The 10758-nt window shown below is 67.8% G+C and carries 9 protein-coding genes and 1 pseudogene; 7 read left to right on the forward strand and 3 right to left on the reverse strand.

Annotation, left to right across the window (positions count from 1 at the left end; all coding sequences use genetic code 11):
* The 5 genes from AC5E6L_RS10680 to AC5E6L_RS10700 all read left to right on the forward strand — a co-directional run.
* A partial coding sequence (locus AC5E6L_RS10680) for a formate--tetrahydrofolate ligase (protein WP_491773174.1) occupies positions 1-721 on the forward strand: 721 nt, incomplete at its 5' end.
* A 206-nt stretch (positions 722-927) separates the two neighbouring features.
* Positions 928-3117, forward strand: coding sequence for an anthranilate synthase (locus AC5E6L_RS10685; protein WP_491773176.1), 2190 nt, complete (start codon positions 928-930; stop codon positions 3115-3117).
* Positions 3118-3397: 280 nt separating this feature from the next.
* Positions 3398-5143: a 2-isopropylmalate synthase gene (gene leuA / locus AC5E6L_RS10690; protein WP_491773178.1), complete on the forward strand. Its 1746-nt coding sequence runs from the start codon at positions 3398-3400 to the stop codon at positions 5141-5143.
* A gap of 173 nt (positions 5144-5316) precedes the next feature.
* Complete coding sequence (locus tag AC5E6L_RS10695) at positions 5317-5967, forward strand: hypothetical protein (protein ID WP_491230311.1); 651 nt, start codon at positions 5317-5319, stop codon at positions 5965-5967.
* Between the two features lie 148 nt (positions 5968-6115).
* Positions 6116-6784 (forward strand): hypothetical protein, encoded by a 669-nt coding sequence (locus tag AC5E6L_RS10700; protein ID WP_491773180.1) that lies wholly within the window; start codon positions 6116-6118, stop codon positions 6782-6784.
* Between the two features lie 39 nt (positions 6785-6823).
* Here the strand turns inward: AC5E6L_RS10700 and AC5E6L_RS10705 are convergent, their stop codons facing one another.
* Positions 6824-7732 (reverse strand): metallophosphoesterase family protein, encoded by a 909-nt coding sequence (locus tag AC5E6L_RS10705; protein ID WP_491773182.1) that lies wholly within the window; start codon positions 7730-7732, stop codon positions 6824-6826.
* 109 nt (positions 7733-7841) lie between these two features.
* Between AC5E6L_RS10705 and AC5E6L_RS10710 the strand changes: the two genes are divergently transcribed.
* Positions 7842-8294 carry an NUDIX domain-containing protein gene (locus tag AC5E6L_RS10710; RefSeq protein ID WP_491230308.1) on the forward strand — a complete coding sequence of 151 codons (453 nt, stop codon included), beginning with the start codon at positions 7842-7844 and terminating at the stop codon, positions 8292-8294.
* A gap of 11 nt (positions 8295-8305) precedes the next feature.
* On the opposite strand, the gene AC5E6L_RS10715 is transcribed toward AC5E6L_RS10710, so the two are convergent.
* Positions 8306-9295 (reverse strand): glutathione S-transferase family protein, encoded by a 990-nt coding sequence (locus AC5E6L_RS10715; RefSeq protein ID WP_491773184.1) that lies wholly within the window; start codon positions 9293-9295, stop codon positions 8306-8308.
* 248 nt (positions 9296-9543) lie between these two features.
* On the opposite strand from AC5E6L_RS10715, the gene AC5E6L_RS10720 reads away from it, so the two are divergent.
* Entirely contained in the window at positions 9544-10071 is a 528-nt protein-coding gene (locus AC5E6L_RS10720; RefSeq protein ID WP_491230306.1) for a GNAT family N-acetyltransferase, read from the forward strand.
* Positions 10072-10415: 344 nt separating this feature from the next.
* On the opposite strand, the pseudogene AC5E6L_RS10725 reads toward AC5E6L_RS10720, so the two are convergent.
* Positions 10416-10758 (reverse strand): annotated as a pseudogene (locus AC5E6L_RS10725) (hypothetical protein); the annotation flags it as partial.

Consider the following 10758-nt stretch of genomic DNA (forward strand, 5'->3'; position numbering starts at 1 on the left):
GGCCGGCCTCAAACCCGACGTGGCGGTGATCGTCGCCACCGTGCGGGCGTTGAAGATGAATGGCGGCGTCGCGCGCGAGGACCTGGGTGCGCAGGATGTCGCGGCGGTCGAGAAGGGCTGCGCCAATCTGGGCCGCCACATCGAAAATGTCCGCCAGTTCGGCGTGCCGTCCGTGGTGGCGATCAACCATTTCCACTCCGACACCGATGCCGAGATCGAGGTGATCAGGGCCTATGTGGAATCGATGGGCTCGGAGGCGATCGTCTGCCGGCACTGGGCGGAAGGATCGGCCGGCGTCGAGGCGCTGGCGATGCGGGTGGTCGAACTGGCCGAATCGGGCGCTTCGCAGTTCGCCCCGCTCTATCCCGACGAGATGCCGCTTTTCGAGAAGATCGAGACGATCGCCAGGCGCATCTACCGGGCCGAGGAGGTGATCGCCGACAAGGCGATCCGCGACCAGTTGCGCGCCTGGGAAGCGCAGGGCTATGGCGACCTGCCGATCTGCATGGCCAAGACGCAATATTCCTTCTCGACCGACCCGCTCCTGCGCGGCGCGCCCACCGGGCACGCCGTGCCGATCCGCGAGGTGCGCATCTCGGCGGGCGCGGGCTTCATCGTGGTCGTGTGCGGCGCGATCATGACCATGCCGGGCCTGCCGCGCACCCCGTCCGCCGAGGTGATCCGGTTCGACGGGGACGGGCTGATCGAGGGGCTGTTCTGACCGCGGCCCGCCTGGTGCCCGGCCTTGCCGATTGCCTTTGGCCGGGCGCGGGGCTAAGCTCGGCGGCATGAACAGTTGCAACGCGCAGGCATGGTGGCGGGCTTCGCATTAGGCGGTGGTCCTCACGCATGTCTGGCCGACAACCGCCCGTTTCGCCGAGGCGGTTTTTTCATGTCCGCCGGCGGCGGGCATGAAAGGACGAGGCGATGAATGTGCGATCGGTTCGAGGTGAAGCGCCCGAGGCCCATGTGACCGCGGGCGGCGTGCGCGTCGCGCGGCGCAGGGAGCCGGCCGACTACGCCACGGCGATCGACGGGATGATGGACGCGCTCGACGCGCGCATGGGCGCGGTGCTGTCGTCGAACTACGAATATCCGGGGCGCTATACGCGCTGGGACACGGGCATCGTCGATCCGCCCCTGATGATCTCGGCGCGCAAGCGCCGGATGCGGATCGCCGCGCTCAACGCGCGCGGCGTGCCGCTCGTGGCGATGATCGCGCGGGCGCTCGACGGCCATGAGCACATAGAAGGTGTGGACCGGTCGGACGGGGCGCTCGACATCGTCATCGCCGAGCCCGCCGAGATCGTCGCCGAGGAGGAACGCTCGCGCGCGCCGTCCGTGTTCTCGGTCCTGCGCGCCATCGTCGGACACTTTTCCTCGCCCGAGGACGCCGATCTGGCCCTGTTCGGCGCGTTCGGCTACGACATCGCCTTCCAGTTCGATCCCGTCGAGGAGAAGCTGCCGCGCGCTCCCGGCCAGCGCGATCTGGTGCTGTTCTTTCCCGACCGCATCCTTGTCGCCGACAATCACGCCGCGCGCGCCTGGATCGATTGCTATGAGTTTTCGGACGGCGAGGCGACGACCGAAGGCATCGCGCGCGCTCAAACGCCCGCCCCGTTCGCGCCCACCGAGACGGTCCCGCCGCGCTGCGACCATGAGCGGGGCGAATATGCGCGGCTGGTCGACCGCGCCAGGCAGCGCTTCGCCCGCGGCGACCTGTTCGAGGTCGTGCCCGGCCAGATGTTCCAGGAGCGGGTCGGATCGCGGCCCTCGGCGATCGCCCGGCGGCTCAAGGCGACCAACCCCGCCCCCTATTCCTTCTTCATGAATCTGGGCGAGAACGAGTTCCTGATCGGCGCCTCGCCCGAAATGTTCGTGCGGGTGACCGGCCGGCGCATCGAGACCTGCCCGATCTCGGGCACGATCGCGCGCGGCACCGATGCGATCTCGGACTCCGAGCAGATCCTCAAGCTGCTCAATTCGAAGAAGGACGAATCCGAACTGACCATGTGTTCGGACGTCGACCGCAACGACAAGAGCCGGGTGTGCGAGCCGGGCTCGGTGCGCCTCATCGGCCGGCGGCAGATCGAGATGTATTCACGCCTGATCCACACGGTCGACCATGTGGAGGGCCGGCTGCGCGCGGGCATGGACGCGTTCGACGGGTTTCTGAGCCATGCCTGGGCGGTGACCGTGACCGGCGCGCCCAAACTGTGGGCCATGCGCTTCATCGAGCAGCATGAAAAGAGCCCGCGCGCCTGGTATGGCGGGGCGATCGGCATGGTCAAGTTCAACGGCGACATGAACACCGGGCTGACGCTGCGCACGATCCACGTCCGGGACGGCATCGCCTCCGTGCGCGCGGGCGCGACGCTCCTGTTCGATTCCGATCCGGACGCCGAGGAAGCCGAGACCGAACTGAAGGCGTCGGCCCTTCTGGCGGCGATCCGCGATTCGGCCGGGTCCGGCGCGGAGGCCGGCCCGCGCGAAGCGCGCCTGGTGGGCGCGGGAATGCGCGTCCTGCTCGTCGACCATGAGGACAGCTTCGTGCACACGCTCGCCAACTATTTCCGCCAGACGGGGGCGCAGGTGCGCACCGTGCGTTCGCCCGTGCGCGAAGAGGTGTTCGAAAGCTATGCGCCCGATCTCGTCGTGCTGTCGCCGGGGCCGGGCCTGCCGAAGGATTTCGACTGCAAAGCGACGATCAGGAAGGCGCGGGCGCGCGACCTGCCCGTTTTCGGGGTCTGCCTTGGCCTTCAGGCGCTGACCGAGGCTTATGGCGGCACGCTGAGGCAGCTTGGCTATCCGATGCACGGCAAGCCCTCGCGCATCCGCGTGCACGCGCCCGGCAGCGTCTTCGCCGGCCTGCCGCGGGAATTCGTGGTCGGCCGCTACCACTCGATCTTCGCCGACCCCGCGCGCCTGCCCGACGATTTTCTGGTGACGGCGGAGACCGAGGACGGGGTGGTGATGGGCATCGAGCATCGCGACGAGCCCGTCGCCGCCGTGCAGTTCCACCCCGAATCGATCATGACGCTGGGCGGCGATGCGGGCATGAAGATGATCGAGAACGTGGTCGGCCGGCTCGCCGGGATGCGGCCGCTTGCCAAGTGAGGCGTGCTGGCCTACACAGGCGCCATGAATGGCCCGCGCTCCATATCCGCCCGCAAGGGCGTCACGGCTCTTCCGGCCCGTGCCGGCGGTGTGGCCGCGCTTGGTCTTCTCCTTCTTGTCGGCGGCTGCCGGGCCTGATCTTGCGACAGGGCGCCCGGCGGTCGTAACGCCGGGACCGGGTTCCCGTCCACGCCCCGTCATCTTTACATCGCCAATCGAATGAACCACACCGCCGGCACGCGATGACGCACCGCGGCCAGGGCGGGCGAAGGACGAGACCATGACAAGCCACACCATCCCCAATCCGGCCCGAGCGCGCATGACCGGCATGCCGGACGCCTCCCGCAAATACCGGGCCTATCCCCCGGTCGACCTGCCCGACCGCGCCTGGCCGGGCAAGACGATCGCCGAACCGCCGATCTGGTGCTCGGTCGATCTGCGCGACGGCAACCAGGCGCTGATCGAGCCGATGGGCCATGAGCGCAAGACGCGCATGTTCGCGCTGCTCGTCAAGATGGGCTTCAAGGAGATCGAGATCGGCTTTCCGTCGGCCAGTCAGACCGACTTCGACTTTGCGCGCTGGTGCGTCGAGGAGGGCCATGTGCCCGAGGACGTGTCGCTCCAGGTGCTGGTGCAATGCCGGCCCGAACTGATCGCCCGGACCTTCGAGGCGCTCGAAGGCGCGCGGCGCCCGATCGTGCATTTCTACAACTCCACCAGCGAATTGCAGCGCCGCGTCGTGTTCGGCAAGGACGTCGAGGGCATCAAGCGGATCGCCACCGACGCGGCCAAGATGATCACCGACATGGCGGCCAGGGCCGGCGGCGGCTACCGGTTCCAATATTCGCCCGAGAGCTTCACCGGCACCGAGCTGGAGGTGGCGCTGGACATCTGCAACGCGGTCACCGAGATCGTGCGGCCGACGCCCGAAGACAAGCTGATCCTGAACCTGCCGGCGACCGTCGAAATGTCGACGCCGAACGTTTATGCCGACCAGATCGAGTGGATGTGCCGCAACCTGGACCGGCGCGATTCGATCATCGTGTCGCTGCATCCGCACAATGACCGGGGCACGGGAATCGCGGCGACCGAACTGGGCCTGATGGCCGGCGCCGAGCGCGTCGAGGGCACCTTGTTCGGCAATGGCGAGCGCACCGGCAATGTCGATGTCGTCACGCTGGCCCTGAACATGTTCACCCAAGGGGTCGATCCGGTGCTGGACGTCACCGACATCAATGAGATCCGCGACGTCTACGAGCATTGCAACCAGCTCGCCATCCCCGAACGGCACCCCTATGTGGGCGAACTGGTCTACACCGCCTTTTCCGGCTCGCACCAGGACGCCATCAACAAGGGCATGAAGGCGCACGGGGCGACCGGCGCCGATCTGTGGGAGGTGCCCTATCTGCCGATCGACCCCGAAGATGTCGGCCGCACCTACGAGGCGATCATCCGCATCAACTCGCAGTCGGGCAAGGGCGGCATCGCCTATGTCATGCAGGCCGATTACGGCCTCAACCTGCCGCGCGGCCTCCAGGTCGAGTTTCGCGAGGTGATCCAGGCGATCGCCGACCGGGAGGGGATCGAACTGTCCTCCGAGCGCATCCATCAGGCGTTCATGGCGACCTATGTCGATGTGCCGCATCCGCGCATCCGCTTCATCGGCCACACAACGACGCCCGATCCGGACGTCCCCGACGGCCGCATCGTCGATGCCGTGCTGATGGACGGCAATGAGGAAGTGCGCATTCGCGGCCATGGCACCGGGCCGATCGACGGGTTCGTCGATGCGATCGACCGCCATTTCGGCATTGCCATGGCCGTGCGCGACTATTGCGAGCACTCGCTCCAGCACGGCTCGGACGCGGCCGCCATCTGCTACATGGAAATGGAGTATGCGGACGGACGTATTTTCGGGGTGGGCATCAACAAGAACATCGTCGCCGCCTCGCTCGAAGCCATCGTGTCCGCCGTCAACCGTCTGCGCGCGATGCGCTCGGACGGTTGTGGTCAATCAGCAATCTAATCCTATGGTCGTGGGATTGCTTTGTTGAGGTCTTCACCGGTTTCGGACTAAGCTGCTCCGGGTCGGGCATTGCTGCATCTTCCGGTTGTCAAATCGCCGCAGGTGCGTGCGCCCGAACCATTGTGACGTGACACCAGGTGAGCATGGGCGCCGGGAGCCAAACCTCAAGCAACATGCCCGAACACAGCACCGTCGGCGCCGAGGAGATTCGCCTTGCGCTTGAAGGGGTGATCGGCAGCGAGACGTTCGCGCGCGCGGACCGGGCGCGCTCGCTGCTGTCCTATCTGGTGCGGGCCGAGCAGAACGGCGAGGCAGCCCGGCTGAAGGGCTTTACCATCGCTCAGGACGTGTTCGGCAGGGATGACGATTTCGATCCGGCGATGGATGCGGTCGTGCGCGTGCAGGCCGGGCGGCTGCGCGATCATCTGGCCTCGTTCTACGCCGGCGAGGGCAAGGACGAGCCGATCGAGATCAGCGTGCCCAAGGGCACCTACGTGCCGACCTATCTGCGCCGCGGCATCGGGCCGGACGAGCGGACCGGCGCCATCGCATCGCTGCCCGCCAATGCCGACCGCAGCGCGGGCGAGCCGGCCGCGCCAAGGATCGTCGATTTCGGCCGCGGTGCGAGCGGCTTTACGCTCGACGTCGAAGTGCCCGGCAAGCCGCTTGCGGCGACGCGCATGCTGTCGGGCGCGGACGAACCCTCGTCTCACGACGCCATGCTGGGTCCGTTCATCGTGCGCAACATCAAGCGCTTCTGGATGGCGGTCGCCATCATCATGCTGCTGCTGACGGTGATTCTCGTGCTTGTCTGGCGATCATAGGCGGCGATCGCTGCGTGCATGCGGGCCATCCACAGGGTTTTGCCGATCGCCGCGGCGCCCGGGTCCGTGGCGGGCTCAAGCCCACTCGCCTTGCGGCAACGGAATTGCTAATGTCCCGTTAACCATTGGCATGCCGCGCGAGGGCCGTATGGAGCGGGAAGAAAAATCAGTCAACACGCGCCTCGTCGATGCGGTGCGGCACGTCAAGATCGCCGCCGCCGAGCGCAGCGATGTCGTCGTCGACATGAAGGAAGCCGATCGGGCGCGGCTCGAACTGCTCGCTCAAAGGTTGCGTCCGGTCTTCGATGACGTGCCGGCCGATGACGAACGGTTCGACTTCGCCCTGTCCTGCGGCCTTCAGCCGCGCCTGTGGATCGACGCGACGGCGCATGTGATGATGGGCCGCGACAGGCGGACCTATCGTTTCGTGCGCGATACGCGGATCGGGCGCGCAATCCTTGCCGAAGCGGTCGATCCCGGTCCGGTGACCGAGGCCGTCACGACCTATATCGCCGAGCGTCTGCATGAGCGCGAACTGGCGTTCGCCGCCGGCGAGACGGTGATCTATCGCACAGGTGTCAGCCAGCGCCCGCCGGCCGCCGAGGCGCAGGACGTCCCGCAGGCGCATACCGCCGGCGATCGTGGCGCGGCCGACCCGGCCTCGCGGGACGATGGTTCGAAGGCCGGCTCCGGCGTGTCGCGCCGGGAGCGCGAGAGCGTGCGCGGCATGAGCCGGATCGGCTGGTTCGCGCTCGGCATGTTCGTGGCCCTCGGCGTTGTGGTCCTCTTCTTCCAGGACGTGCCGCTGCCCTTGTGAGGCGCAATGAATGGGGAAGTCGCCCGACCGGCGCGGCGGTCAGGGCCAGAGCCCGCGCTCGTCGGTCAGCCGCAGCGGGCCCGTTTCCGTCGTTGCCGACCATTGCCGCATGGCGCAGTGCCAGCCATTGCCGGACCGGTGGATGTCGAACAGGTTGAACGCGCCCGCGGGCGCCGCGCCGCCGGGCGCCTGGCCGGCGGCGGGCACGCCGATCACGGGCACGCGCCCCCCCTCCGGCCCTTCGATCAGGTGCCGTTGCGCCCGATGGGTGTGGCCGTGCAGCACCAGTTCGGCGCCGTGGCGCGCGACCGCGTTCTGGAACAGGCCGATGCCGTAAAGGCGCTTGCGCGGAGGGGCGGCGCCGCGCACCGGCGGATGGTGGATCAGGACGATGCGGAACAGGCCCTCCTCGCCGGCCGTCCGAAGCGCGTGTTCGAGATTGCGCGCCTGTTTGGCCTCCAGGCGCCCGGCGGCGAAAAAGACCGGCGTCGCAATGGCGCTGGAAAGGCCGATGACCGCCACCGGTCCGCGCCGGCGGATGAAGGGGAAGGCTTCATTGCGCCGGGGGGCATGGCCGTCATCGCCCCTCATCCAGGGCGCCCAGGCCGCAAAGGCCCGGTCGAGCGCGCCCCTCACATAGGCGTCGTGATTGCCCGGTACGATGCTGACATGGTCCGGCGCGCCGAGCCCTTCGAGCCAGGCGGCGGCCGCGCGGATCTCGGCGTCCAGGGCCAGATTGGTCATGTCGCCGGTCACTGCGACATGATCGGCGCCGGCCTTGCCGATCGCCTCGGTGATGCGGTCCAGCGTCGTGCCGGCCATGGCTCCGGCGCGGTGGCGGTGCCAGTTGACATAGCCCGTCAGCCGTTTGGAAAGCAGTTCGCGGGCGCTGACGGCCGGCAGCGGGCCGAGATGGACGTCCGAAAGGTGAGCGAGCGTGAAGCGCATATGCCGGTGGTAAGGGGTTTTGCCGCAAAGTCAAAAAGGGCATGATCGGTCCGCCGGGCCGGGCACGCCCGCCCGGTTCCAGAGCGTTCGTTGCGGACGATGACTAAAGATGTGGCTGCGCAACCGTCTCCTGCACGCCTGGTTCCTGATCCGCCGGCCGATGACGCTGGGCGCGCGCGCCATCGTGCTGGACGGGCATGGCGGCGTGCTGCTGGTCCGGCACACCTATGTCGCGGGCTGGCACCTGCCCGGTGGCGGGATCGAACCGGGCGAAACCGCCGCCGATTGCGTGCGCCGCGAGGTGCGCGAGGAGGCCAATGTCGAGATCGGCCCGGATATGGCGCTGCACGGCCTGTTCTACAATGACCGGGTTTCGCGCCGCGATCATGTGGCGGTTTATGTTTGCCGGATGGCGCGGCGCTTGGGACCGGGTGCGGGTGGCCTCGAAATCGCCGCGGCCGATTTTTTTCCCCTCGACGCCCCGCCGATGGGCGTAACGCCGGGAACGGCGCGCCGGCTGGAGGAATGGCGGACCGGCGCGGTTGCGTCCTCGCGCTGGTAGGGTTGGCTCCGTCAGGCAGCCGCAGGCAGCCGGTCGCGGCCATGGGCGGCGTCGAAGTCGATCGCCGGTCCGGCCGGCACGATCCGGGTCGGGTTGATCGATTCGTGACTGCCGTAATAGTGCGCCTTGATGTGATGCATGTTCACCGTGTCGGCGATGCCGGGCATCTGGTACAGTTCGCGCGTATAGGCCCAAAGATGGTCATGGTCGGCCAGGCGGCGGATGTTGCACTTGAAATGGCCGACATAGACCGGATCGAAGCGCACGAGCGTGGTGAACAGGCGCCAGTCGGCTTCCGTCAGCCGGTCGCCGGCGACGTAGCGCTGGCGGGACAGGCGCTCCTCCAGCCAGCCGAGCGTGTCGAACAGCGGGCCGATCGCTTCCTCGTAGGCGGCCTGCGTGGTGGCGAAGCCGGACTTGTAGACGCCGTTGTTGAGCGTGTCGTAGACGCGCGCGTTGACCTGATCGATCGCCTCGCGCAGCGGCACCGGATAGAAGTCCTGATCGTCGCCGGTCAGCCCGTCGAAGGCTGAATTGAACATGCGGATGATCTCCGAGGATTCGTTGGAGACGATCGTGTCGCGCTTGGTGTCCCACAGGACGGGCACGGTGACGCGGCCGGTATGGTCGGGCCTGGCGCGGGTGTAGACCTGGTGCATGCGGGTCGAGCCGAACAGCCTGTCGCCCGTCGCCGCCTCGTCGGTCTCGAACGTCCAGCCTTCGGCGCCCATGAAATGGTGGACGACGGACACGTCGATCAGCCCTTCGAGCTTCTTGAGCTTGCGGAAGATCAGCGTGCGGTGCGCCCAAGGGCAGGCCAGCGAGACGTAAAGGTGATAGCGGCCCGCCTCGGCCTGAAAGCCGCCCTCGCCGGTGGGGCCCGGCGCGCCGTCCGCCGTCACCCAGTTGCGGAACGCGGCATCCTTGCGCACGAAGCGGCCGCCGCTCTTTTTGGTGTCGTACCATTTATCGTGCCAGACGCCGTCGATCAGAAGGCCCATCGTCTCGTTCTCCTCATTGTCGGTTCGGCAGATAGGGCGTGGGCCCGCCCGCGTCACCGTCCCCGGCGTCGAACGCACCGTCAACCGGTCGGCGTCGGCATGAATTTGCCGCTTTACCGCGCCGCCAGGGGGTGCTAGCTGCACCGCCCATGACCACCGCGCTTCAGATGCGACGACCGCGACGATGATTGCACCGGCCCGCGCGCCGGCTCCGTCCCTTTTCGTCGTTTTGCATTTGGACCTTTTCCATGACCGAGTTTGTGATCGCGCCCGAACGGGCGGAGTGCGCCGACGCCATCGAAGCGCTGCATGAAAGCGCGTTCGGGCCGGGCCGTTTCGCCCGCGCCGCCTTCCGCCTGCGCGAGCAGGGGCCGCACGATCCGGCCCTGTCGTTCGTTGCCCTTTCGCCGCAGGGCGCGATGCTGGGTTCGGTGCGCATGACGCAGGTGGCGGCATCGCAAAGCGGCCATCGCGGCCATCTGCTGGGCCCCTTGGCCGTCGATCCGGCATATAAGAGCCGGGGCATCGGTAAGGCGCTGGTCCGCCGGGCGGTCGGCGCCGCGTGCCGGACGCACGCGCGCTTCGTGCTGCTTGTGGGCGATGCGTCCTATTATGCGCCGCTGGGTTTCGCGCCGTTTCCGGCCGGGCGGCTTTTCCTGCCGGGTCCGGTCGAACCGAACCGCCTGCTGGCCCATCCGCTGGGCGGCGGCGACGTGGTGCGGGACCTTGCCGGGACGCTGGGCTTTGACGGCACGCCCCGTCATTCCATGGCTTGACCTAGAGCGGTTTGTTTTTGGCTGGCATCGTCTGAGCGCCGGGATTTTGTGATCTGGCAAGGCGCGCGGGACGACGCGGTGCGGGCACCGCAAGGCGCGCGCAACGCCGTCCAGAGCGCAAAAGACCAAGCGCGGGCGATGTGCGGCCATCATCTGATGTCAATCGGTTGCCGGCCTCCGGCTTGGACGTCTTTTCCGCCGGCGGCGTCGTCAAGAGCCTCGCGCGATCGTCGGATCGCGCCGCGGTGTTTTCCTCGCCGCGGCGAAAAACCCTGTCCATCAAACCGCTCCCATCCAAAGACAAACCGCTCTAAGGATGGCGAGCCGGCGACGGGCGCGGTTTCTTACCGCCCTTCGCGGTACCACATGGAGGCGATCACCAGCAGCATCAGGGCAAGGCCCAGGAACCCGCCGAACAGGGCCTGGCGCGAGACGCCGCGCAGTTCCGTTTCGGCCGACGTCTTGAAACCCAGCCAGCTGCGTCCGGAGGCGTCTGCGGTCGACCGCACCGGCAGGATCGAGGGCACGTCGACGCCGCCGCCCGCGGCGAGCCGGCGCACCGTGCCGCCGCCCTCGCGCACCAAGGCCGCCAGCGCCTCGGTGGTCGAGATCATGTCGCCGAATTCGGGCGCGTCGGTCCGGCCGACATGGGCCAGCGCGGTCAGATCGCCATTGACCAGGCCGAAC

The organism is Roseitalea sp. (genome assembly GCF_984466335.1).

Coding starts and splice junctions, on each gene's coding strand:
- AC5E6L_RS10685 (WP_491773176.1), top strand. CDS start 928: ATGAATGTGCGATCGGTTCGAGGTGAAGCGCCCGAGGCCCATGTGACC.
- leuA (WP_491773178.1), top strand. CDS start 3,398: ATGACAAGCCACACCATCCCCAATCCGGCCCGAGCGCGCATGACCGGC.
- AC5E6L_RS10695 (WP_491230311.1), top strand. CDS start 5,317: ATGCCCGAACACAGCACCGTCGGCGCCGAGGAGATTCGCCTTGCGCTT.
- AC5E6L_RS10700 (WP_491773180.1), top strand. CDS start 6,116: ATGGAGCGGGAAGAAAAATCAGTCAACACGCGCCTCGTCGATGCGGTG.
- AC5E6L_RS10705 (WP_491773182.1), bottom strand. CDS start 7,732: ATGCGCTTCACGCTCGCTCACCTTTCGGACGTCCATCTCGGCCCGCTG.
- AC5E6L_RS10710 (WP_491230308.1), top strand. CDS start 7,842: ATGTGGCTGCGCAACCGTCTCCTGCACGCCTGGTTCCTGATCCGCCGG.
- AC5E6L_RS10715 (WP_491773184.1), bottom strand. CDS start 9,295: ATGGGCCTTCTGATCGACGGCGTCTGGCACGATAAATGGTACGACACC.
- AC5E6L_RS10720 (WP_491230306.1), top strand. CDS start 9,544: ATGACCGAGTTTGTGATCGCGCCCGAACGGGCGGAGTGCGCCGACGCC.